Origin of the sequence: Marinitoga sp. 38H-ov, assembly GCF_011057715.1 — a bacterium.
In the GTDB taxonomy this organism is placed as follows: Bacteria; Thermotogota; Thermotogae; order Petrotogales; family Petrotogaceae; genus Marinitoga.
In genome coordinates this window covers 25,936-50,760 of sequence record NZ_LNGH01000028.1, presented here as the reverse complement: position 1 = coordinate 50,760, position 24,825 = coordinate 25,936, and the positions used below count along the sequence as shown (strand labels likewise).

20 protein-coding genes are annotated in these 24,825 nt (G+C 25.3%); 8 read left to right on the top strand and 12 right to left on the bottom strand.

The annotated features are described in order from the left end of the window. Positions 1–178: 178 nt before the first annotated feature. From AS160_RS08665 to AS160_RS08655, 3 genes are read right to left on the bottom strand one after another with little or no spacing between them, the layout of a single operon-like run. Positions 179–1,075, bottom strand: coding sequence for a hypothetical protein (locus AS160_RS08665; RefSeq protein ID WP_165147798.1), 897 nt, complete (start codon positions 1,073–1,075; stop codon positions 179–181). A 53-nt stretch (positions 1,076–1,128) separates the two neighbouring features. Beyond that, positions 1,129–2,514, bottom strand: a complete 1,386-nt coding sequence (locus tag AS160_RS08660; RefSeq protein WP_165147795.1) for a hypothetical protein — start codon at positions 2,512–2,514, stop codon at positions 1,129–1,131. A 16-nt stretch (positions 2,515–2,530) separates the two neighbouring features. Then, positions 2,531–3,676 (bottom strand): hypothetical protein, encoded by a 1,146-nt coding sequence (locus AS160_RS08655; RefSeq protein WP_165147792.1) that lies wholly within the window; start codon positions 3,674–3,676, stop codon positions 2,531–2,533. A 100-nt stretch (positions 3,677–3,776) separates the two neighbouring features. Between AS160_RS08655 and AS160_RS08650 the strand changes: the two genes are divergently transcribed. Continuing rightward, the gene (locus tag AS160_RS08650) at positions 3,777–4,601 is read left to right on the top strand and encodes a thermonuclease family protein (protein ID WP_165147789.1); all 825 of its coding nucleotides are present in this window, start codon (positions 3,777–3,779) and stop codon (positions 4,599–4,601) included. Between the two features lie 24 nt (positions 4,602–4,625). On the opposite strand, the gene priA is transcribed toward AS160_RS08650, so the two are convergent. Genes priA through panD form a run of 4 tightly spaced genes read right to left on the bottom strand, consistent with a single transcriptional unit; the run spans position 4,626 to position 10,573 of the window. Further along, positions 4,626–6,899, bottom strand: coding sequence for a primosomal protein N' (gene priA, locus AS160_RS08645; protein WP_165147786.1), 2,274 nt, complete (start codon positions 6,897–6,899; stop codon positions 4,626–4,628). 4 nt (positions 6,900–6,903) lie between these two features. Further along, positions 6,904–8,889: a glycoside hydrolase family 13 protein gene (locus AS160_RS08640; protein ID WP_241244248.1), complete on the bottom strand. Its 1,986-nt coding sequence runs from the start codon at positions 8,887–8,889 to the stop codon at positions 6,904–6,906. Between the two features lie 2 nt (positions 8,890–8,891). Further along, on the bottom strand, positions 8,892–10,193 hold the full coding sequence (locus AS160_RS08635) for a nucleotidyltransferase (RefSeq protein ID WP_165147783.1): 1,302 nt from the start codon (positions 10,191–10,193) through the stop codon (positions 8,892–8,894). A 2-nt stretch (positions 10,194–10,195) separates the two neighbouring features. Then, on the bottom strand, positions 10,196–10,573 hold the full coding sequence (panD, locus tag AS160_RS08630) for an aspartate 1-decarboxylase (RefSeq protein WP_165147780.1): 378 nt from the start codon (positions 10,571–10,573) through the stop codon (positions 10,196–10,198). A gap of 162 nt (positions 10,574–10,735) precedes the next feature. On the opposite strand from panD, the gene AS160_RS08625 reads away from it, so the two are divergent. After that, positions 10,736–12,502: an ATPase gene (locus AS160_RS08625; RefSeq protein ID WP_165147777.1), complete on the top strand. Its 1,767-nt coding sequence runs from the start codon at positions 10,736–10,738 to the stop codon at positions 12,500–12,502. A gap of 28 nt (positions 12,503–12,530) precedes the next feature. Here the strand turns inward: AS160_RS08625 and AS160_RS08620 are convergent, their stop codons facing one another. After that, the gene (locus AS160_RS08620; RefSeq protein ID WP_165147774.1) at positions 12,531–13,340 is read right to left on the bottom strand and encodes a flagellin; all 810 of its coding nucleotides are present in this window, start codon (positions 13,338–13,340) and stop codon (positions 12,531–12,533) included. A gap of 124 nt (positions 13,341–13,464) precedes the next feature. On the opposite strand from AS160_RS08620, the gene AS160_RS08615 reads away from it, so the two are divergent. Then, the gene (locus AS160_RS08615; RefSeq protein ID WP_165147771.1) at positions 13,465–14,256 is read left to right on the top strand and encodes a hypothetical protein; all 792 of its coding nucleotides are present in this window, start codon (positions 13,465–13,467) and stop codon (positions 14,254–14,256) included. A gap of 19 nt (positions 14,257–14,275) precedes the next feature. Here the strand turns inward: AS160_RS08615 and AS160_RS08610 are convergent, their stop codons facing one another. Then, positions 14,276–14,920: a TIGR00153 family protein gene (locus tag AS160_RS08610; protein WP_165147768.1), complete on the bottom strand. Its 645-nt coding sequence runs from the start codon at positions 14,918–14,920 to the stop codon at positions 14,276–14,278. Positions 14,921–14,939: 19 nt separating this feature from the next. After that, a complete protein-coding gene (locus AS160_RS08605; protein ID WP_165147765.1) occupies positions 14,940–15,878 on the bottom strand; it encodes an inorganic phosphate transporter in 939 nt (312 codons plus the stop codon). A 195-nt stretch (positions 15,879–16,073) separates the two neighbouring features. Here AS160_RS08605 and AS160_RS08600 point away from each other — a divergent pair, with 195 nt between their 5' ends. From AS160_RS08600 to AS160_RS08585, 4 genes are read left to right on the top strand one after another with little or no spacing between them, the layout of a single operon-like run. Further along, positions 16,074–17,681 carry an AAA family ATPase gene (locus AS160_RS08600; RefSeq protein ID WP_165147762.1) on the top strand — a complete coding sequence of 536 codons (1,608 nt, stop codon included), beginning with the start codon at positions 16,074–16,076 and terminating at the stop codon, positions 17,679–17,681. Next, the gene (locus AS160_RS08595) at positions 17,681–18,295 is read left to right on the top strand and encodes a DUF927 domain-containing protein (protein WP_165147759.1); all 615 of its coding nucleotides are present in this window, start codon (positions 17,681–17,683) and stop codon (positions 18,293–18,295) included. Before AS160_RS08600 ends, AS160_RS08595 begins: the two co-directional genes overlap by 1 nt. Continuing rightward, positions 18,292–19,191 (top strand): UDP-N-acetylmuramate dehydrogenase, encoded by a 900-nt coding sequence (gene murB / locus AS160_RS08590; RefSeq protein WP_241244247.1) that lies wholly within the window; start codon positions 18,292–18,294, stop codon positions 19,189–19,191. Before AS160_RS08595 ends, murB begins: the two co-directional genes overlap by 4 nt. Before the next feature lies 1 nt (position 19,192). After that, a complete protein-coding gene (locus AS160_RS08585; RefSeq protein ID WP_165147756.1) occupies positions 19,193–20,632 on the top strand; it encodes a GGDEF domain-containing protein in 1,440 nt (479 codons plus the stop codon). 17 nt (positions 20,633–20,649) lie between these two features. On the opposite strand, the gene AS160_RS08580 is transcribed toward AS160_RS08585, so the two are convergent. Beyond that, positions 20,650–21,360, bottom strand: a complete 711-nt coding sequence (locus AS160_RS08580) for a tetratricopeptide repeat protein (protein WP_165147753.1) — start codon at positions 21,358–21,360, stop codon at positions 20,650–20,652. A gap of 147 nt (positions 21,361–21,507) precedes the next feature. On the opposite strand from AS160_RS08580, the gene AS160_RS08575 reads away from it, so the two are divergent. Then, complete coding sequence (locus AS160_RS08575) at positions 21,508–21,933, top strand: Fur family transcriptional regulator (RefSeq protein ID WP_165147750.1); 426 nt, start codon at positions 21,508–21,510, stop codon at positions 21,931–21,933. A gap of 678 nt (positions 21,934–22,611) precedes the next feature. Here the strand turns inward: AS160_RS08575 and rnr are convergent. Further along, positions 22,612–24,822, bottom strand: a complete 2,211-nt coding sequence (gene rnr, locus AS160_RS08570) for a ribonuclease R (RefSeq protein ID WP_165147747.1) — start codon at positions 24,820–24,822, stop codon at positions 22,612–22,614. Positions 24,823–24,825: the final 3 nt, after the last annotated feature.

Genomic DNA, 24,825 nt, shown 5'->3' with positions numbered 1-24,825 from the left:
AGTTCGACCTCGCTCTTCTTTACTTCCGCTGGGTGTCTCTGTTCACTTGTCAAGGAGCTTTTCCTTCCACTGGCTTTCGCCCGCGTCCGAGTATATATATTACCACCTTTTCTCCACTTTGTCAACTTACATCTTCGTTAATTTTGTTAATTAATAGTGAATTGATTTAACGGCGGTTTCAGTAACTATTTATACTATATTTCTCTAATGCTAGCCATTTTATTATATTTACCATTAGCTTTCTATTATCTCCATAACTATATCCATCGTATAATTTATCTCCATAAGTTCCTGTTCCATCATCAATTGGAGAAGAATCTCCAATTGCTACAAATTTACCTTTGCCATATTCACCAGCAATTACATATGCTCCCCATGATTCTCTATTATAATTTATTATACTTATGATTTTATCTGCATTTATTATGTATTCCGAAGTTCCTGCCCAAGCTCCTGTTTCTTTGACTCCTTCTGTTATTAGATGTTTTTCTACTTTAGTTATAGGATTTTCAGAATATGATTTTTCTTTAAATCTAAAACCCAATCTGCCAACAAAGTCATCATCATAACTATTATTGCTTTCTATTTGGTGGGTCCCTTTTAAAAATCCATTAAATATTTCTACTGCATCCCATCCATCATTATTTCTATCCGCATCTATATGATCTGCTATGAAAAATACACTACCTCCATCTGATATATATTTTATTATAGCATTTTGTTCTTCTTTTGTAAAAATTTTATTTGGTTCAGGAATTATATATACATCATATTTTTTTAAAACATCATAAGTTATAGGCTCATCATCATCTCTTTGATTACTACCGCTTTCATCATTTCCCCATTCATATACTTTTGCTCCAGTGTTTTTTATATCTGTAGCAAAGTCAGAAAATCCTCCTCGGATTGTCCAGTCAGCATTACCTGCAGTTTGAGAATGTGCATTGTCAAATAAAACTTTTTTGTTTGATAATTCATTCATGATATTTTCATTTATAATATTTTCATTTTGTCTAATACAACCTGATAATATAAAAAATACAATTAAAATTAACATAATAATTTTATATTTCATTTTTTACCTCCGTTTATAATTTCAAAAAAGAAAGCCCAAAAGGGCTTTCAATATTATTTTTCCGTTACAAAAGTTTCATCACCAACAAAAATCTTAAAACCGTAATTATACCCAACTACTCCCTTTATTTCATAAGAATTCCCCTCTGTAATTGTAGGCATCGAAGAATACTTTACAACATATACGTCAGCAGTATTATCATTATTTAAGTCAAAAGTATAGTGACCATAATTATCTTTACCTAAATATTTTCCTTCAAACATCACTAAGTTTCCTAAATTATTCATTCCAGGAAGATTATTAATGGTAATTTGATCAGCTTTATTCCAAGGAATACTTGAATTGTTTGATATTACTGTAGCATATTCAGAATAATCAACTCTAGATGCATTAAATCTATATTCAAAAATTCCATTTTCTGAATCTCTTTCTGTATAATAAGGTCTTCCCATTGCATTTATAGTATCAAAAAGTTCAATATTTTCGTTAGAATCAACCTTGACATATATACCTGTTCCTTGATCACTAATTGCATAAACATAACCGTAATCAGAACTATCAAAAACTACAATAGCATTTTCTATATTTCTCAAAGGTACTTTTGTTGTATCACCAGAATCCCATCCGTCTGTTTTAAGATCATAATTTTCTTTTATTTCATTTTTTATATCTGCTATTGTAGATGCTTCCATTGTTGGTTCTTGCGTTTGCTCTTCAGATGTAGCCACTACTGTAACCCAAGAATCTTCAGAAACAAATACTCTATAACCATAACTTTGTCCAACTATACCTTTTATTGTATATGTAGAATTAGGAGTTAATAACGGTAAATCAGAATGAGAATCAATAATAACATTAAAATCATCTACATTAAATGTTTTATTATTATATTCATCGCTACCTGTATATTTTCCAGTAAATTTGATTAAATTCGCAAAATCATTTCCAGATAATTCTGAGGTAACTTCTTTTGCTTTATCCATAGGTATTCCATAATTTTCTTCTATAACTTCAATCGATCCTAAATTATCAATATCCATTCTTAATTCATAAACATTTGGATCTCCCCAAGATTTATAATACGGAACTCCTCTAACTTTTAGTTTATCGCCAATATTATATTTTCCATCATGATTTTCTTTTTTTAAATAAGTTAATTTCAATCCGATACCATTTTCATCTATTATATAAATATAATTTTTTGTTGGATCATCATTTGATGTATATTGATAAGAAACTATCCCTTCTATTTCATAAACTGCTTCATGAGAATCATAATTATTCCATATTTCTTTATTTTCTAATATTTTATTTCTTAACTCAGACAAAGAAAGAACATTATTACCTAATTCATCCCCTTTATTTTCTTTAGGTAAACATCCACTTAATAATAATAATGCCATCAAAGTTACCAAAATATAGATAATACTTTTTTTCACCAAAAACACCCCCTAATTAAAATAATATATTGTTTAATGGTCTTTCAGTAAAAACAAAATCTGTCCATGTTGTAAAACCTATAACAAATTTTTGCTTCCCATCTGCCCTACCATTAATATCTTCCATTGCAAAGATTAAATCAAAATCTTCACCTATTAGTTTAATTCCATAATTTGTAACATAATCTGTTAAAATTCCTTCATCTAAAGAATTTCCTTGGAAAAATAGCTCCAATGTCCATGGTTTTGGTAAATAATAACCAACTCTGGCTTCATATAACCATTTTTTGTTAGTTGGATTATTAGTAGCTGCATCAACATCTAAATAATATAAATTTTTATTATTTTCATCCATATTGTAATAAATTATTCCTTTTAAATAAACTGGATAATAATTTATTTTTCCTCCAATATTTATTTTTGGAACAGGTAATATTTCAATTAAATCAGATAGATTATTTGAAATTTCAGAAATTGTTTCTACTGAAGAAGATACTGAATAACCCACTCCATAATATAATTGAGTTATAAGTTTTCTATTAAACTTAATTGAATTATATCCAGCAAAAGAAGCTGATAACTTGTTATGTTCATTATCTTGAGATAAATAAAACATATATTTTGTATATCTATCATCTAAACCTGCATATGCATAAATTGACTTATTTTCTAAATCAAAAGCTCCACCAAACTTAAATTCTCCAAAAGGTTTTATATAACCACCAATAGCCATATTCATAGGATTTAATGTATAATTACTATCTCCTAAATCATCTCTAAATCCACCAATTCTAAATGAAAAATCTGATCTTATATCATATGGATAATCTCTAAATTTGAATTTTCCAAACATTAATAAAAGATCATACCCCATTTTATATTGCAAATAATAATATCTAGGAAGTTTAAATTTATACGTCTCATTATTAAAATCATAAGATAAAACAGAAGAATCAAGTGAAATATAATCATTAAATCTCAACATGACATTTTCTGTCAAACCTATATCAAAATATGTAATAGGAAAAACATCCACATAATTATCTGGATCATCAAAGTTTATAGTATAAATACCTAAAACAGAAAACTTTGTCCCTGAAAATGCAGCAAATGACATAATAATAACTAATAAAAACAAAGTAAAGAAAATCTTCTTTTTCATAGTTAAACCTCCCAAAAATAATTTAATTTATGGTATAATATAATGCTTATGACTTTAACATAACATTATAACACAAAAAAACTGGAGGTGTATTGTAACAATGTATAAAAAAATTATATTATTCACATTTATTTTATCCTTATTATTAATAATCACTTCTTGTAGCAAACAAATACCTAATGGTAATAATTTTAATTTTGACAAATTATATTATGTTAGTAGTGTTATTGATGGTGACACTATAAAAATAGAAGATAATGGAGAACAATTATCTGTAAGATTTATTGGAATCGATACGCCTGAAACGCATAGCGGTGATAAACCTTTAGGAGAACTCGGAAAAGATGCTTACTGGTTTACGAGAAATAGTATATACACAAAAAATTTTAAAAAAGGGTATGTATATTTAGATTTTGATGATAATAAATATGGAAATTATAATAGATTACTAGCTTATGTATATTATAGAGATAAGGATGGAAAATTACATTTTCTTAATAAAGAAATATTAGAAAATGGTTTTGCTAGACCTCTTTTTTATTCAGATACTTCAAAACATAAAAGTGATTTTATTGAAGCATATAAAAAAGCATTTGAAGAAAGAAAAGGGATTTTCAAGTACTATGATGACCCAAATAGAGTTATAGAAGATATAAATTTAACTGACAAAGATATAGGAAAAATAAGAAATGTGAAATTTAAAGTTTCTAAGGTTATAAGTTCAGGATCCTTTTATAAAATTTATTCAGAAAGTAATAAATTTTATATAAGTATTAGAAGAGATGAATATAATTCATTTTTTAATAAATTAAACTTATATGATTTAAAAGAAAAATATATAATGATTTATGGTGAAATTTGGAAAGAAAATGGGGTTTATGAAATACTTGCAAGAGCAGAATTTGAAATCAAAATATTGGAATAAAGCGATGCTTTATTCCAATATTTATTATAACATTGTAGTTGGCGGATTAACATAAACATACATCTTCTTATTATATTTTGAAATTATATTATAAAGTTTTTCTTTATCAACATTCCCTTTAACTATAACTTGATATCTATATTCTCCTCTTAATTTAGGAATTAAAGGTTCTGTAGGCTCTAAAATTTCAGAATTTGAATTTTCCTTTATTAACAAATTATAAAAATTCGTAGCTTCTTTTAAAGCACTATCATCTCTAGCATTAGAAAACAAAAAAATTATTAAATCTGAATATGGCGGGTAATTATATTTCCTTCTATTATTTAATTCGATATCAATTATTTTATCAAAATCATGTTCTTTTATATGTTTGAAAAATTCAAATTCAGATTTAAAAGTTTGAATAATAACTTTTCCTTTTTCTTTCCTTCCTGATCTTCCTGCTACTTGAATTAATAATGATGCTGTATTTTCATGCGAAGAATATTCTGGAAAATTCAAATATCTATCGCTATCTAAAATAATAACTAATTTTATATCTTGAACATCTAATCCTTTTGTTATCATTTTCGTACCTACAATTATTGCCGGACCTTCTTTTTTTATTTCTTCCATTGATTTGTTCAAATCTTTATAAGATTTTATTATTTCCCTATCCATTCTTATTATCTTTCTATTTGGAAAAAATTTTAATAATTCATTTACTACTCTTTCTGTCCCATAACCCCTTAATTGAAGTTCTGGATTTCCACAAACCGGACAAGAATTTGGTACCTTTTTCTCATCACCACAATAATGACATTTTAATTTATTTTCATACTTATGATATTTATATGATACATCACAATTTTCACATTTTAAAACATTCCCACAATTTGTACATATTAAATAATTTGCATATCCTTTGGTAGGCGAAAAAATTAAAGCTTTTTCGTTGCTTTTTAAAACATTATTTATTTCCTCTAATGTTCTTTTAGTGAAAATCCAACTTAATTTTTCCTCTTCTTTCATATCAAGGACTTCAATTTCCGGCATTTCTGTAAAAACTCTTTCTTTTAATTCTAAAAAATTTATTTCTGCATCATGTGCTCTTTTTATTTCCCTTAAGGTAGGAGTTGCAGAAGATAGAATTAATTTTATATTTTCTATCTCAGATCTTAAATAGCCTACTTCTACAGCATCATAAGATATTTGATCAAATTGATATAACGAATGGTCATGTTCTTCATCAATAATTATTAACCCTAAATTTTTCATTGGAATCCATATTGAACTTCTTGTTCCTATTAATATATCTATTTCCCCATTAATAGCTTTATACCAGGTTTCTGTCCTTTCAACATTGCTGATATGAGAATGATATACTCCAATGTTTTTATTTGGGAAACGTTTTTTTACCCGAAATACAAATTGTGGAGTTAAAGAAATCTCAGGAACAATAATCATAACCTTTTTATTATCTAAATATTCGTCAATAACATCAAAAAAAATTTCTGTTTTCCCACTTCCTGTAACTCCATATAATAGATCTATATTATTCTTATTATTTAATATTTCATCTTTTAACTCTTTTTGTTTATCTGTTAATTCAATTGGAAATCCTTCTATCTCATCATTTTCATTTACAATTTCAATTATTCCTTTTTTTAACAGCGTATTTAAAACTGTAGAAGAGCGTGTGAGTATTTTTCTTTCATATAATTCTTCTTCTCTTATTTTATTATTATTTCCCAATATAAAATTAATTACTCTCATAGCAGAAGAAGAAAGTTTTTCATTCATTATTTCAGAAATATCTTTTTTTAATAAAATAATATTATCTTTCTTTTCTATAGCTTTCTTAAAATGAACTTTTAATGAAACAATTTCATTTTTTATCAACTCTTTTAATTTTTTATTAGCTTCTCTCTTATTTTTAAAGCTTCTATAATACTCATCTAAAAATATTTCTTTTTCAAAAATTGGAGATTTTGGTATTATTTTTATCCTTATTCTATCCGAAGAATTTGGTGGAAATATTAATTTAGCTATTTCACTAATTGGAGAAAGAAATTTTTTTGACGCTTTTTCTACAAGATCTATATGATGCTTATTAATCAATGGTTCATTATCAATTACTAATTCAATATCTTTTACTTCATATTCTTTTTTTGAAGTTTCAGAAATAATAACACCTAATTTTTGTTGATTCCTAAAATCAACTAATACCCTCTTCCCTATATCCAATTTTTCACTATATGAATAAGTAAAAGTTGTATATGTGTATGTTCCAAAAACTGCTATTTCATAATAATACATATAATCACTGCCTTATCAATATTTTTATGCTTAATCCTTGAATTTTTTCTATGTTATTTATTATATCACCAGTAAAATAATCTATATAATTTCCATTTAATTTCATATCCAGTTTTACTGGAATTTTTCTTGAATTAGTAATAACTATTACTTCATTTTCTTCTGTATATCTTTTATATACTAATGCCCCCAATTTTGCTTTTATTACTTCGAATTCTCCATATCTTAATGATTTATTTTCTTTTCTTAATTTTATCAAAGATTTATAATATTCATATATTTCCATATTCCAAAATTCTTCATCCCAAGGAAATGGTTTTCTACACCAAGGATCTTTTTCTCCATCTAACCCTATTTCATCACCATAATATATTACCGGAGCTCCTACAAATGTCATTTGAATTCCTACAGCTATCTTTAACTTATTAATATCTCCATTTAATTCCGTTAAGGTTCTAGCGGTATCGTGGCTATCTAACATATTCCATAACGAATGAACTATTTGTGGTGGATATTTATTTAAATAAGAAATATTTTTAATAAAATTAGATGAACTTCCACCTTTCGCGTAACCTAAAGTAGCATCTCTAAATAAATAATTCATTACTACATCAAATGCAGGATAATTAAAATAATGTGTAGAATCTCTCCAATATTCACCACTAATTATTGTATTTGAGTTAATTCCTTTTACAACAGGATAGAAAAACTCTTCCCAAAACGAATCTTTTACTTGATCTACAGCATCTAATCTCCAACCATCTATTCCATAATTCATCCATTTTCCTAAAACTTGTGTTATATAAGATCTTACATTATAGTCGTCTAAATTTAATTTAGGTAAATCAGCATATCCCCACCAAGATTCATAACTATCAGATGATTTTATTACTGGAAATTTCTTTATATAATACCAATCAAGATATTTTGAATTTTTTTGATTTCTGAAAATATCTTGCATAGCAAAAAACTCATCACCAGAATGATTAAACACACCATCTAAAATAATTTTAATATTTTTACTTTTTAACTCATTTATCATATTTTCGAATATTTTTTCATCTCCAAAATGAGAATCTATCTTCATATAGTCTTTTGTATCATATTTATGACTTGATACAGATTCAAATATAGGATTAAAATATATTGCCTCAATACCTAAATCACTTAAATAATCTATTGATTGAATTACACCTTCTAAATCTCCACCAAAGAAGCCATTTGATCCTAGAGAAGCGCTATCATATGGTCCATACCAATTATTTACATATTTTGGATCATTTTTCTTATTTCCATTTCTAAATCTTTCTGGGAAAATTTGATAATATATAATTCCTTTTGACCATTCTGGAACATTTAAATAATTTATTATTGGATTCTCAAAATCAAATTCGAAATAATAATTCTCAGGATATTCAATATTATTACCATCTTTAATAACAAATTTATATTTTAGTATATTTGCTGGGGTAATAATATGGAATCTATATAATAATGTACTTTCAAATTCAATTATATCTTTTTTTATAATCTTCCCATTACCAACAAAAAAAACATCTTCAACATCATTTTTATTTAATTCAATAGATAAATATATTTCTCCATATTTTACTGGATTAATATATTTTCTACTTGTTTCAAATATTACATTAACCTTACCATCACCTTTTTCGGGTATAATTATTTCATCTTTTACAATTAATAATGAATAATTTTTTCCATTATAATTTATAGTATTTAAATTTTTATAATCAATCTCTTCATTATTATCTACTAAAAATAAGTATTTATACTCTCCTTCTTCTAGATCTAAAGTTTTCTTCCATATACCAGAATTAGATTTGCTCATTTCATACACACCAAAATCACCAACTAAAGAAACACTTTTTGCTTCATTTGTATAATAAAAAGTAATTTTTCTAGAAAAAATATTTATAGAAATAATTAAAATAAATAATATTAAAATGTTTTTCATTATAATTCTTTTCACGTTTACACCTCGCTATTATATATAATAGTTTTTAACTTTTTATCTAGTTCATATTTAGCAAAATCTTTATTTTTATAATATAAAGAATATACATTTGTTGCTTTAAAATCATATTCTATACTTTTGAAATACAACTCCTTATTAACTTTCCAATTCCTTCTTTTATTTTTAATATCTTTTTCAATATTTTTTATTGTAGAAATATAATTTGAAGGAGTAGTTATTATAGGATAATCTACATTCTTTTTCATAATAGATAACAACTCTTGTCCCTTTTTATTAAAACCTAAAACCCTTAAATATTGAGGTCCGAATTTATTCATTTTATTAATTAAATCACTTTCTATTTTAAAATATATATTTAATAATGTTCTTTTTATTCTAGTATATGTAAACCTTTTAGCTTTAACAAATCGATAAAAATCATTTATAGATGTTGTTTTTTTTGCACCTTCTACTATTCTTTGTTCTAAGCCTTCATTAATCCCAAAAATTTTTTTCATATCATCTCTGTCTAATGTTCTTAAATATGACAATAGAGAAATTTCAAAATCTTCTAAAAATATAGGTGCTTTACCTAATTTTTCTTCTCTTGTTATTATTTCATATGTTTCATTAGGAACAGATTCTTTCATTAAATCATATTTTTTTTCTTTCCATAATTTTCTTATAGCTGTAGCACTAGAAAAACTACCTTTAAAATTCTCATCATTATAATCAGATCCTTGACGCTTTATTGTATGAGGTACAATGTTAGAATTGTAATATTTCAAAGCTTTTAGATATTCTAATCCTAATATATCATTTGATTTTTCTATTATTAATATTTTTTTCTTATCTATCTTATCTTTAAAATATTCAAGAAGGGCATACTTCCTAGAATTTGGAAAAGAATGCCCTTCTTTTAGATATTTTTTTAGCAAAAATTTATATTCATCCGGTTGATTATAAATCACATCAGATATCAATTCTAAAGTTTCTATATCAGATGATTCACTTCCAAAAACAATATCAGTAACTATATTGGTTCTATCAAGTACTCCAACTGAACCTAATGCAAAACCATTTGCATCTTGAATTGAATATAAGAATGGAAGTTCAAAAACTATATCTATACCTTTTTTTAAAGCTATTTCAGCTCTAGAAAATTTATCTAGTATTGCAGGTTCTCCTCTTTGAACAAAATTACCACTCATTACCGCTATAATATAATCAGGTTTAACCAATTCCTTTGCTTTTTGCAAATGGTAATAATGCCCATTATGAAAAGGATTATATTCAACTATTATCCCTAAAACTTTCAATATTAACACTCCGTTCTAGGTTCTTCATGATTTTTTACTAATTTTGGATTATTTTCATCATCAACTACTACAATTTTTGGATTGCTTTTTTCTTCTTTTGAATATAAACCATATGCCATTATAATTACTTTATCCCCTAATTCAACCATTCTGGCTGCAGCTCCATTTAAACCTATTATTCTCGAACCTCTAGGACCTTTAATTACATATGTTTCAAATCTAGCTCCATTGTTTATATCTACTATTTGAACCAATTCATTTTCTTCAATATCTGCTAATTCCATTAATTCTTCATCGATAGTTATACTACCCTCATAATTAATATTTTTTTCTGTTACAGATGCACGATGTATTTTACCTTTTAATAATATTTTAAACATTTTAATTACCTCCTAATATTATTATTTATTATATATTTTACCACTTAAATTTATACTTTTGAATTAAAATAATGTAATTTTTATTATAGAGGTATTATAAAATCATTTCTTCATTTTGTGGTATAATTATTTTGAAAATACAATATAAAGGGGGAGTTTTTTATGTCTAGGACTGTTTTAATAAATGGTAATGTATCTTATTTATCAAATGCACAAATAATACATAGTAATACATTAAAAAATTTGATTATAGAATATTTAACCGACTTAGAAGAAAGAAAAGAAAGTTTAATTACATTCTTTTCTAATTTTTTGAAAAATGAAGATGCTGTAGAAGTTGAAAATCGATATGATATAGATCAAATTATCAAAATGCTTTTTGCTTTGTCAGCTGAAAAAATTGATGAAATTGATTCATCATCTTTTTATAGCTTTCCAAAATTAAGTGATAAAAAAGAACAACTTACTAAATTCGTTGAAAGTATATATAATTTATGGAGAAATAAACATAGGTTTATGATTCAGCGTAGCAAATTTGTCTCTAGCGGTATTAATAAGATTTATAAAGAAATGATATTAATAAAAAATAATACTGATTTAAAAAGTTTAATAACTAATTTTTATAGACAAATATTAATTAACATATCTGATGATAGATTAAAAGTTTTAAGACAATTACCTAGTGGAGCTCAAGTAGGATTTTCTATTGATTATCCTATATTTGAAGAAAAAGTTTTAAATGGAAATGAAAGTTTATATAAAACCCCTTTTGTATGGGGAGTAGTTTTTGAACCACCAGTAATTTTTTACACAAAATCTAACAAGAGAAAAGGAATATTCAAAGTAATTGATTCTCCTATACTAGATAAAATAGAATTAGAAAATCCCGAGGATTGGTTTGCTTTTCCTATTCACGTTGGTAAAAATTACCTATTAGTATATGTATATAAGGAATATTTAGCAATGGCTGCAGGACTAACTAATTTGTTTGAATTAACAGGATTTGGTGTTGTACAAAAAAAGAAACCTGATGGAATATACTTTTTTGGACTTGAAGATAAATTTTTTGAAAAACCAGAATACAAAAATGGTGTTATATATAAGGAAAATGACGGAACGTATGTAAGTCTTTTAGGAAGAGCTGATGAATTAGATTATTTTGGTTATATGAAAAAGATGATATTAACTAATCATAATCTAAAGGTAATAGATGAAGGAAATCTTCCAATTCATGGGGCATTAGCAGAAATTGTTTTAAGAAATGGAAAAAGAGCTAATGTTATGTTGATGGGCGATAGTGGAGCTGGAAAATCTGAAACCCTTGATGCTCTTAATAGACTTTCAAAAGAAGTTTCTGAAGTTAATATTTTAATTGATGATATGGGTTCATTAGAAATTGATGCAAATGGAAATGTAGTTGCTTTTGGAACTGAAACAGGAGCTTTCGTAAGACTTGATGATTTACAACCCGGTTATGCTTATTCTGCAATAGATAGAAGTATATTTATGAACCCAAATGAAACAAATGCTAGAGTTATTGTTCCGTATTCTAATTACAGAGAAATAATCAGACCAACAAAAATAGATTATTTCTTATATGCAAATAACTACACTAAAGCTGAAAATAATGATTATTTAGTATTTTATGATAATTGTAAAATTGCATATGAAGTATTTTCCAAAGGAGCTAGAATGGCAAAAGGTACTACTTCAGAGGTTGGACTAACTTATAGTTATTTCGCAAATCCTTTTGGAGCTATTCAGAGAAAAGAGAAACATGAAATTATTGCTAATAAATTTTTAGAACAAATGATAAAAACAAATGTTAAAGTAGGCGAAATTAAGACACAATTGGGAATTGCAGGTTTTGAAGAAGAAGGTCCAATGCTAGCTGCTAAAGCTTTATTAAAATTAATAAATGAACAATAAAAGAGGAGTCAAATGACTCCTCTTTTTATCACGGAGATTGCAAAATATTTAGCACAGATGTTGCATTTAATTGACCAGTCTGACCTAAAAGCATAGAGGTTGTTTGCATGAGATTTTGATTCTTAAAATATTCAGCCATTGTTTTTGCTATATCTGCACCTGAAATTCTATTTTCACTTGCAGCTGCATTTTCTGTTTGATTCAATAAATTATCAGCAGCTACTCCTAATCTATTTATATACGAACCTAGTTGTGTTCTCGTACCATTAACTTCTTCTAATGCATTATCCAAAATTTCTAACGCGTTTTCTGCACTTTCTTGTGTTGTTAAATCAATATTTTCTAAATTCAACGCATCTGATCTAAAATCATTAATCTCAACTTTCAATTTATTTCCTTCAATGTCTAAAGGTAATTGTGCACTAAATTCACCGTTTAAAAGCTGTTGATTATTATATTGTGTATCTCTTACAACATCATTAATCCCTTGCTTTAATTGATTAAATTCTTCTTGAATAGCATTCTTTGCTTCATCGGGCAATAGATCATTCGAAGCTCTAACAGCTAATTCTCTCATTCTACTTAATGTATCTTGAATTGAAGCAACGCCTTGATCAGCTACATTTAAAGCTCCTATTCCATCATATATATTTCTCACTGCTTGATACGATGTTCTAAATTCAGTATTCAATCTTTGAGCAATAGTAAAACCAGCTGGATCAATAGATGAATTTATTAATCTATTACCACTAGCAAGTTGTTGAGACCTTTGTAATAATAAATTCGAAAGATTATATAATCTATTAGTTTGATTTAAATAATTAAATCCAATTCTCATCGGGTTCCCTCCCTTTTATAATATCCTATTATTTTAGACTAAATTTAATAAATAAAGTTCAATTTTTATATAATATTAATGAACTTTATATAAAATCTATTGTCTAAACAAAAGGGGTGTAAAAATGAGAAAATTATTTCTTTTCATTTTTATAATATTATTATTCTTTTCTTGTAGTAGATTTAATAAAGAATATTATAATTTTAATGTGGAAGGAATTACAAGAATACCTAACCCTGATGAAAAAGGGGATGTATTCCCACATATAGCTCTTATGTTTGATGTCTATACAAATAATTTCAATTCTAAATATATAAAAATTAAAATAGAAAGTACTCCATTTTCTTCAATAACAGAAAATTCTACTGTTATTGATTATATAAATAAAACAATAATATCAGAATTTTCAATTCAAAACAATTCTGATAAACAATATCATCAAGAATTAAGATATTTTATATATAATATAAATGATTTTCAAAATAAAAAATATTTATTAGAAATTTATGATAAAAATGATAATTTATTAAACTATGAAATTTTTTATTTGGGGGAATTTTATCCAAAAGATACCTTCTCAATAACATATCCTAAAAATAACTATACTTTCTCAAAAGGAGAAAATATAAAACTTAAATGGTCTCTTAGTAATTTTTTTGAATTTTTAAATTATGATAGAGCAGAAATAAATTTATTTAGATATAACGAAGAATATAAAGATTTTGATTGGGAGAATAGAATTAGAATTGCAGATAATTATGACTCATTTACTTCTAATTTTAATATCTATGATGAACAATATGATATCCCTTATCGTTTTTTTAATTTAACTGGCAAATATTTGATAGAATTAACAATATATAATTCTAAAGAAAATACATCTTTTGAATATCATGTCGTTATTAATATAATATAATAGCCCCGGAAAGGGGCTATTATACTTTTCTTTTATATATAATAATTTGTATTCTATCAGAGACATCTTCAGAAGTATCTGAAATATCAGCTATTCTATGAACTAATTTTTTCAGTTGCATTTTTTCAGGAAGCGAAATATCTAAAGAATAAATTTTCCTTATAGTACTTCTTTCTATTATATCAGTCTCATGTTCATAATTTTCTGTTTTTAATATCATTTCATTTGTTTTCTCAAAATCTTCAAACATCTCTTTTGCTGCTTCCTTAACCGCTCTATAAGTAACTTGCGATTTTAATATTAATTCATTTAAATCTTCTAATATCTCCTTTGGTACTCTTAATGATTGTAATTCAATTTCATCCGCAACAGTTTCGGCTTTATTCGCTATTCTATCCATTGCCTCTATTGTACCCAATAAATCTCCTCTGAAATTAGGCAAAAATGCTCCAGAATACATTTCAGATTCAGCTTGTCTTCTTATATGGTCAGCTTCTGTTTCAGCATTTCTAACTTGTTCTGATAACTCTTTGATTTTTTGCATATCTTTATCCAAATTTTTAATTAATTCAACAAGTTTTTCTATTGTATTATCAACTGCTTCAAGATGCTTATTAAATAATTCGATAATAATTTTTTCTTTCTTTCCAAAAAATAAACCCATTTCATCACCCCACAAATTCTTAAATTGTTATTTTAAAAACTATCTTTAATATGAAATATATAAATGATGTAATTAATCCAGCCGATATTGGTGTATTTATCCATGCACTTAAAATTTTCAATAATACTTTTTTATTTGTTAGTCTAGAACCTCTAGCATATCCAGCCCCTATTACCGCTCCGACTATAGCTTGTGACGTAGATACAGGAATACCAAGTAATGCGTATATCCAAACAGTAATTGATTCACCTAAAACAGCTATTGACGCAGAAAAATAATCTAATTCTATTATTTGAGATCCGACAGTCATCATAACTTTATAACTATATGTTAATACACCTATAGATATTGCCAACCCACCAATTAATGCTGCCATCTCAACACCTATAGTATTTGCAAAAACACCTGTAATGTTAGCTACATTATTAGCTCCTAAGGAATATGCTCCATATGCACCAATTATCAATGTAGCAATTTGAACTACTCTTTCCTTTACATATATTGATTTTATCATATTATATGGAATTGACAAAATTCTAAATGAAATAAACCCAAAAATCATACCACCTATAGGCGTCCCTACCCAAGCTAAAACTAATTTTAGTATAATAGACCAATTCACACCACCTTCAATTAATCCTATGGCCATAATAGAACCAACTATAGCTTGAGAAGAAGAAACAGGAACTCCGATATAAGTCATTATAGTCATAGTGATTGCTGCTGATAATACTGAAATAGAACCAGAAAGCATACTTTGTGTTGTTACATTACTAATTGTTTCTATACCTTTTGCGCCACCCAATATTGCGCCTAATAATATAAATATCGCCGAAATAATTGTAGCTGTTCTATACCTTACTATTTTATTAGAAACGGCCGTACCAAATATATTCGCAGCATCATTTGCTCCTAAAGACCATCCAAAAAACATAGCTGGAACTAAGTATATCCACATATTACCACCTCTATATTGATATTGACTCAATATTATAACATAAACATTACAATTCGTCAAATATACATCATATAGAAATAGTTATTTTATTTGTTTTAATTAAAAATAATTGATTTTTATTATATAAAATAAAAATTTTTATTTTTAAAGAAAATAAGGTAAAATATATTTAGACAAAAATCCTGGAGGTGCCATATGATACATTCATTGGCTGTAAAAAACTTTGGATTATTTAAAGATGTTAGCATAGATTTTTCTGAAGGATTAAATGTTATAACCGGCGAATCTGGCGCTGGGAAATCTATGTTAATAAAAGCTTTAATTTCTATTTTAAGCGGAAATGTTCCAAAAAATTTAAAAAATAACAATGGTTCTATTTCTGCATATATTACTATTTCCGATGATACAAAAAACGAATTAAGAGATTATCTTTTTATCGAAAACAATGATATTGTTATTAACGTAAACTTTAATGAAAAAAGATCTGTATTTAGAATTAATGGAGAAATTGTTCCAAAAAATATTTTAGAAAAAATAGGTTCGTATATAATGGAAGTACATACTCAAGATTCTCAGGTATTATTAAGAAATCCAAAGTACCATAATACTATAGCTTTCAATATATTTAAGAGAAATTTTGAAGACTTAATTATTGAATATAATAAAAAATATATTGAATATTTACAATTAAAAGAAAAATTAAACAATATTCCTTCTGATTCATCTGAAATATATAGGAAAATTGATATTTTAAATTTTCAAATAGAAGAAATAGAGAGAATATCACCAAAAGAAAACGAAGATGAAGAATTAAAAGTCGAGTATAAAAAATTAAATCATATTGAAGAAATTAAAATTAAATTAGAAAAATCTTTAGCAATTCTAAAAGATAACGACGAAAATATTGATGTATTAATCGGCGAGATTGTTAATGATATATCCCATATTTCCGATTATGGCTTTGAAAAAGAATTAGATTTTGCTATTTCTATACAAGATATGATAAATGAATTATATGGAAACTTAGAATCAAAGTTATATGACTTAGATTTAGATCCGGAAAGACTTAACGAAGTATCAAACAGACTTAATGATATTATGAATTTAAAAAGAAAATATGGTCCTACTTTAGAAGATGTTTTTATTAATTTAGAAAAGTTTAAATCAGAATTAAATGAATTATATGATTTGGAAAAAATTATAAATGAAATAAATCCTTTGATTGAAAAAAAGAAAAAAGAATTATTTAATTTAGGAGAAAAAATAAAGAAAAAAGGTGAGTTGCTATTAAAAGATTTAGAGGTAAAAATAAAAAATGAGCTAAACTCATTAAATATGGAACATGCGGAAATTATTTTTGAATTTAGTAAATTAAATGAACCTAGTAAATATGGAACATATAATGTTAGATTATTAGCAAAAACAAATCCACAATCAGATTATTTACCTTTAGAAAAAATTGCATCTGGTGGTGAATTATCAAGAATAATATTAGCTATAGAAAAATCACTTGGAGAAGCTCATGTTGTAGAAACAATGCTATTTGATGAAATAGATTCCGGTGTTGGACAAAGATTAGCTGATATAATTGGAAAAAAACTTAGTGAATTTTCAAATTCAAAACAATTAATTGTAATTACTCATATGCCCCAAGTAGCAAATTATGCTGATAAGCATTTCAAAATTTATAAAGATGAATTGAATGATAAAATTTATTCTAGAATAAAAGAACTAAATGGCGAAGAAAAATTAAAAGAAATAAAAGAAATGTATGGTGAAATAGTATTTGGAGAGGTGGAATAATGAAAAGAGAAGATATTATTCAGAGAATAATAGAGGAAAAAGGCGTTAATGCAATTCCTGTTTTAATAAACTTAATGGAAGATAGTGACCCAGAAACTTATGAAATAATTACAGATATTATTGATATTTTAGGTTCTGATGCAAAAAAATATTTATTTAATGAATTTATAAAAAGATTCGAAAAGAATTATTTTGATGATGTTGTAATGTTGTATTTGATTGATGTACTATCAAATTTAGAATGCAAAGAAATTATCCCATATCTAGAACGTATGCTAAATATGTATTCCGATGAAAGAGCTTTTCCATTAATTATAGAAGCTCTTTTAAGGTTAACAAAAGATGAAAAATATATTGATATACTTGCCACGTTTTTAGATGATACTGGCGATTTACAAGAATTAGCAATTATGGCAATATCGGAATTACCTACAAAAAAAAGTATAAAATACCTATTGGACAAATATATATCAAATATTTCAAAATCAGAAAAAGCACTTATTTTAGACTCTATTCAAAAACTATTATTTAAAAATAGAGAACTTATGAACGAAGTAAAAAATCATCCGGCTGGAGATGAAATATCAGAAATGTTGGAGTGGATGTTAAAGTGAATTTAGATTTAAAATATTTATATTCTCTAGGCAATAACATATTAATTAATGAACCTATGAAAAAGCATACAACTTTTAAAATTGGGGGGATAGTACCATATTATATTATTCCTAAAACCAAAAATATATTCATAAATACTTTAAATTATATAATTGAAAAGAATATAAATTTTAAAATCATTGGCGGCGGCGCCAATTTATTAATTAATGATAGTACTTTAAACTTCATTGTTTTAAGTACAGAATATCTTACAGGATATTCCGTTAAAGAAAATATTTTATATAGCGAAGTTGGAATACCTATTTCAAGACTTTCATATATAGCTATGGAAAATTCATTATCGGGTTTAGAATTTGCTTCTGGAATACCGGGCACATTAGGTGGTGCTTTATTTATGAACGCAGGAGCATATGGAGGACAAATTTCTGATGTTATTTTAAATGTTGAAGTTTATGATACTAAAGAAAAAAAGACACATATTTTAGAAAAAGATTTATTAAATTTTAATTATAGGAAAAGTATTTTCCACGAAAGAAAATATATAGCTCTAAGCGCATATATAAAATTAAATAAAAAAGATAAAAAAGAAATAGAAAATAAGATGAAAGATTTGTCAATAAAAAGATGGGAAAAACAACCTTTAGAATATCCTAGCGCTGGAAGTTTTTTTAAAAGACCTAGACCAAACTTTTATGTAGGAACTACTATTGAAAAATTAGGACTTAAAGGGTATTCTATCGGTGATGCTGAAATTTCTAATAAACATGCAGGATTTATAATCAATAAAGGAAATGCAAAATTTGAAGATGTTATAAAATTATCAGAATATGTAAAAAAAATAGTAAAAGAAAGTTATGGTGAAGATTTAGAAATTGAACCAGAAATATGGTGGTGACATGAAAAAAAGATTATTTATTATATCTTTATCTATTTTTTCTTTCCTTTTTATTTTATCAATCATAAAATACGCATATAATCCAAAAGGTCAAATTTTAGACCTTCCTATTTTTTATGAAATAGTAAAATCTCCTACTGAAAAAGAATTTGAAATTATTTTTGAAAATACCATGTATAATACAATTGTTTTTCCTAGATTATCATATAATGAAATAAAAGTTTATTTAAATAATATCTTAATATATGAAAATGGATATAGGTATTCTAGTTTATGGAATAAATCTTTTTATATTACTTTTGATAAAAAATTATTGCATGATAAAAATAAATTAAATATAAAATTAAAAGGATTATATGATGTTGGAATTCATAAAAAAATTTTTTTGACTGACAAATTAACTGCAATAAAAAAGACTTTTTTATTAAATTTCATTAATGAAAATATATATTTAATATCAATAGGAGCAACAATAGTTTTAGGAGCAATCTTATTAATTATATCAGAATATAATTATATAAAATATTTTAGATACTTAGGGTTATCCTCTTTATTTGCTGGAATATATATGTTTGATATGATTAATAAAATTTATACTGGAAACTTATTTATTTCATTAATTTTTAGAAAGATATATCTAATTTCATTTTTCATAAGTAGTATATTAGTTCTTATTGGAATTGAATATTATTTCTTTAATAAAATAAAATCTAAAATTATGATTTATATTACTATATTTTCAACACTAATTTTACTATTATCCCCAAATTTTTATTATCTAAAAATATTTTCAAATTATTTAAATTTAATAGCAATGATAAATTTAATGATTGTCTCTTACTGGATATTTAAATCTAAAAATATTCATTTATTGTTCCCTGTAACTTTTTTAACAATTACTTCTATACATTCTATATTAATTTTATTATTTAAGATAAACGAACCTTTAATTTTTGGTTTTGGTGTTTTAGCAGCAAGCCTAGGATTTGGTTTCTCTCTTGTTCTAGAATATAGAAATCTTATTGAAAAAAATAAAAAACTTTTAGACAAAGCTATCCTTGATCCACTCACCGGAGCATATAATAGAAATGTTTTTGACAATAATGAATTTAGCGGATATTTTGCCATTATAGATATTAATGATTTGAAAAAAATAAATGATAAATACGGACATTCAAAGGGAGATGAAATTTTAAAAGAATTTGTTGATATTGCAAAAAATAATTTAAGAAATACTGATTATATTATAAGACTAGGTGGAGATGAATTTGCAATAATAACCGATTCAAAAAATGTTAAAAATATCATTGAAAGAATTAAAAAAATATATAATGAAAAAACTGGATTTGATTTTTCATATGGAATTTCATCCTTTAAAGAAAAAAATTATTTTGAATTAGCTGATAAATATTTATACAGAATGAAAAAAAATAAAAAATGACTAACGGAAAGCGTTAGTCATTTTAAATTATTTAATTCTATTTTTGCATTTTCTTTTGCTTCTTTCCCCTGTTCTATCCAATCAGAATGTAATGGCATTTTTATGACCTTTTCAAACATTTCTTTTGCTTTGTTATATTTTTTCCACATTTTATACAAAACCCCTAATTCATAATAGGCATTAACATATCCAGGCTCTATATCTGCTGCTTTTAACAAATATTCTTCAGACTTTTTATAATTGTTCATAGGCCAAGGAACATCTCTATATCTCATTCCAAAGGCTATATATGCAGTATATAAGTTAGGATTTAACTTTATTGCCATTTTAATATGTTCATCAAAATCTCCTAACATAAATAAACTAGAAACTATTCCTTTATACTGAGCTAATCTTCCTATAGCTGCTCCTAAAGAATAATGAGCATAACCATTATTTGAATCTAATTTTATTGCTTTTTCCCCTATCTCTACTGCTTTAGTATAAATACTTTCTTTTTCATCATTTTTAACTCCCCAATTAGCATATTCAGTTAAAGCATTACAGTATAAAGCAAGTAACGATGCATTATCAGTATATTTTTCCAGCTTATTTAATAATTTTTCCATGTCTTCAATATTATGATAACTATTTATTATTCTAAATTCATTATATAATTTTGTAAAATTTTCCGCATAAATCCAATTAGATACAAATACTAATAAAATTAATAATATTATTTTTTTCATACTATCCCCTCCGATATTTATATTTTATAAACATATATTATTATATCATAAATAATTTATTAATAAAATAAATTTGAATTTTTATATTAATTAGTATATAATAAATATATAATTAAAATGAATTTAAGTTTGAAAGGATGTGTTTATATGAATTATAAGAATCAAATAAGTAACATTAGTGAAATATTAAGAGAAAATGATATTTCTCCTTCTTTGCAAAGGATTCAAATTTATAAATATTTATTAGAAAACCATACTCATCCAAATGTTGATACAATATATAAAGCTTTAGTTGATAGTATTCCAACATTATCAAAAACTACTGTATATAATACATTAAAACTTTTTCAATCAAAAGGTTTAGTCTCTGTATTAACTATTGATGAAAATGAAGCAAGATTCGATATTAATACTCATGTTCATGGCCATTTTAAATGTATTAATTGTGGAAAAATTTTTGATTTTGAAGTTCAGGATATTATAATTAATCCTAAAATCAAACAGGAAAATAAGATTATTGATGAACAGTTATATATAAAAGGATTTTGTAAAGAATGTTTATCTGAAGAATAAAAAATTTATGTAATTTCCAAAAATGGTACAATTTTAAAAAATAATAAAGGATTTATCCAACATGCCCCAGTACTTTACTGGGGTTATATTATTAAATCCTGACTTTCAAAAAATTTATGTAATATTCTATAATATCAATATATTCATTTCTTGTTTTTTATTATATTCACATTTTAATTGTCAAAAGAATTTTCCAATTAGAGCATAATATTTTGATATACTTTATATTATTGATCAAAATTTACAACATATGACACATTAAAAAACTCTATCAATATAAAAAATAACATTTTTTTATTTGATTCTAACCATTTTTTAAATGCTTTTACAGCATCAGATCATTTATGACGTTACTATTTCATTATTATATAATCCTTGTATTACAGATAAAAATAACTTATTATTATTTGTTTTTCTTAGCTTTTTATTCTATATACTTTTTTATGATTTATTATTTTTTATGTCTTTTACTAATATATATCTTTTATATCCGCAAAAAAACACCCCTTACTTTTATTTTCTCATTTTCTGGGCTATTTTTTAATTGTTAATTTTTTTTGAACAAGTTCTATTATCTGTTACTTTTTTGTATTTTTATGGTATAATATGTAATGAAAAAAATACCTAGGGGGGTATAGGGGCCGCCGCATCGGTTACGAATGCCGTGCGGCTCTTTTTTTATTTTCTTTTTTTGTTATTTAATTTAATTTTAGCATTTGGATATTGTTTTTTCAGTTCTTTTTCGAGCTTATTATTATTTTTATCTACTATTTCAAAATCTATTTCTGCAGTTAACTTATTTGCGTTTTTAACTCTAACTTTTAATTTATCTCCAAGCCTATATATTTTCTTTGTTTTTTCACCAACTAATACATTTTGTTTTTCATTATATACATAATAATCATCCATAGTTGATACATGAATTAAACCTTGTATAAATTTATTTGGTATTTCAGCGAACATACCAAACTTTGTAATATTAGTTATAAATACCTCAAAAGTTTCATTCATATGATTCATTATATACTCTACTTTCTTCATATCAGACAAATCCCATTCAGCCTCATTTGCAACTCTTTCTCTTTTAGATGAATATGAAGCTATTTCAGGTAACAACTCTGTATATTTTTCAATTTCTTTGTTGCTTAATGTTCCTTTATTTTTTAGATATTTTTTTAATAATCTATGAACTATTAAATCGGGATATCTCCTAATTGGAGATGTAAAATGCGTATAATTTTCAGAGGCTAATCCAAAATGACCAACATTTAAATCAGAATAAACTGCCCTTTTTAAAGACCTAACAAGAAGCTTTTGAATACTTTTTTTCAACGGATGATCTTTTAAATGCTCTAACATATCTTGTAATAATTTCGGATGAATATTTTTAGGGAATCTATATTTTAATCCCATTATTTCTAGATAATTTTTTAATTGTAATAGCATGTCAGGATCTGGTTCTTCATGAATTCTATATATAAAAGGTAATCCTTGTGAATCAAAAATTGAAGCTACTGTTTCATTTGCTTTTATCATAAATTCTTCAATAATAACCTCAGAAATTCCTCTTTCAACAGGAATAATATCCTTAATATTTCCTTTTTCATCAAATATAAATTTTACTTCTCCACCTTCTATATCTAAAATTGCTCCTCTTCTTCTCCTATTTTCTCTAATTATCTCCATTAATTCCTTCATTATTTCTAAATTTGGTCTCAACCAGCCAATTTCTCTTTCTAACTCTTCATTTGCTTCATTATTTAACAACTTATTCACTTTATTATATGTCAATCTCTTTTTACTTTTAATTACGCCATTATATACATTATAATTAATAACTTCTCCCTCTTTATCTATTTCCATTATGAGTGACATTGTTAACCTATCTTCTCCTTCAACCAGAGAACATATCCAATCCGATAATTCATGAGGAAGCATTGGTATCACAGTATCAATTAAATAAACACTAGTTCCTCTTTTAAATGCTTCTTTATCTAAGTTTGAGTTTTCTTTTACATAATGCGAAACATCAGCAATATGAACACCTAATAAGTAATTTCCATTTTCTAATTTTTTTACTTGAACGGCATCATCGAAGTCTTTTGCATTATCCCCATCAATAGTAACTATTATTTCATTTCTAAAATCCTCTCTTCCTTTTAAATCTTTTTCTTGTACAGTGTTAGGAATTTTCAAAACTTCTTTCATAACATTATCTGGAAATACTCCAGGTTCAGGTAAATCATGTTTAATTATAACTATAGGTAAATCAACTTTAGGTTCATTAACGTCGCCAATAATTTTCGTTACCCTAACTTCAGGATTTTTATGTGTATATTTGATTATTTCTGCTTCCACAATTTGTCCGGGTTTAGCATTATTAAAATTCTCAGGAGATACATAAAAATCTGTGTTAATTTTTTGATCAATGGGTAATATAAAACCAAATAGTTTTTTTTGTTCAAATATACCAACAACTTTATTCATACCTCTTTTTAAAACTTTTAAAACTTTACCCTTGGGCAAATCTCGCCAATTTCCTATTATCTCAACTAAAACTAAATCTTTATGCATTGCATCCTTTATATTTTCTAAAGTTACTGCTATTTCATCACCAGTTTTTGTAGTAACAAATGCCATACTTCCTCTTCTAGTAAATTCAATAGTTCCTATTTTCATATTTTTACCTGGAATACAAAATTTATTTTTAGAATTTTTATACAATACACCTTCATCTAATAACTCAGATAAATTTTTTCTAATTTCTCTTTTTTCATCTTTAGTTTTTGCTTTTAATTTTTCATATACTTCTTTTTGTAATAATGGTTTTTCTTTAAGTATTTTCATTATTTTCTCTTTAATGTTTTTTTTCTTAAAATTTTTTTTCATTTT

Excerpts from the sequence above, each read along its gene's own strand:
- AS160_RS08665 (WP_165147798.1), bottom strand. The coding sequence starts at position 1,075 with ATGAAATATAAAATTATTATGTTAATTTTAATTGTATTTTTTATATTA.
- AS160_RS08655 (WP_165147792.1), bottom strand. The coding sequence starts at position 3,676 with ATGAAAAAGAAGATTTTCTTTACTTTGTTTTTATTAGTTATTATTATG.
- AS160_RS08650 (WP_165147789.1), top strand. The coding sequence starts at position 3,777 with ATGTATAAAAAAATTATATTATTCACATTTATTTTATCCTTATTATTA.
- priA (WP_165147786.1), bottom strand. The coding sequence starts at position 6,899 with ATGTATTATTATGAAATAGCAGTTTTTGGAACATACACATATACAACT.
- panD (WP_165147780.1), bottom strand. The coding sequence starts at position 10,573 with ATGTTTAAAATATTATTAAAAGGTAAAATACATCGTGCATCTGTAACA.
- AS160_RS08625 (WP_165147777.1), top strand. The coding sequence starts at position 10,736 with ATGTCTAGGACTGTTTTAATAAATGGTAATGTATCTTATTTATCAAAT.
- AS160_RS08620 (WP_165147774.1), bottom strand. The coding sequence starts at position 13,340 with ATGAGAATTGGATTTAATTATTTAAATCAAACTAATAGATTATATAAT.
- AS160_RS08615 (WP_165147771.1), top strand. The coding sequence starts at position 13,465 with ATGAGAAAATTATTTCTTTTCATTTTTATAATATTATTATTCTTTTCT.
- AS160_RS08610 (WP_165147768.1), bottom strand. The coding sequence starts at position 14,920 with ATGGGTTTATTTTTTGGAAAGAAAGAAAAAATTATTATCGAATTATTT.
- AS160_RS08605 (WP_165147765.1), bottom strand. The coding sequence starts at position 15,878 with ATGTGGATATACTTAGTTCCAGCTATGTTTTTTGGATGGTCTTTAGGA.
- AS160_RS08600 (WP_165147762.1), top strand. The coding sequence starts at position 16,074 with ATGATACATTCATTGGCTGTAAAAAACTTTGGATTATTTAAAGATGTT.
- AS160_RS08595 (WP_165147759.1), top strand. The coding sequence starts at position 17,681 with ATGAAAAGAGAAGATATTATTCAGAGAATAATAGAGGAAAAAGGCGTT.
- AS160_RS08585 (WP_165147756.1), top strand. The coding sequence starts at position 19,193 with ATGAAAAAAAGATTATTTATTATATCTTTATCTATTTTTTCTTTCCTT.
- AS160_RS08580 (WP_165147753.1), bottom strand. The coding sequence starts at position 21,360 with ATGAAAAAAATAATATTATTAATTTTATTAGTATTTGTATCTAATTGG.
- AS160_RS08575 (WP_165147750.1), top strand. The coding sequence starts at position 21,508 with ATGAATTATAAGAATCAAATAAGTAACATTAGTGAAATATTAAGAGAA.
- rnr (WP_165147747.1), bottom strand. The coding sequence starts at position 24,822 with ATGAAAAAAAATTTTAAGAAAAAAAACATTAAAGAGAAAATAATGAAA.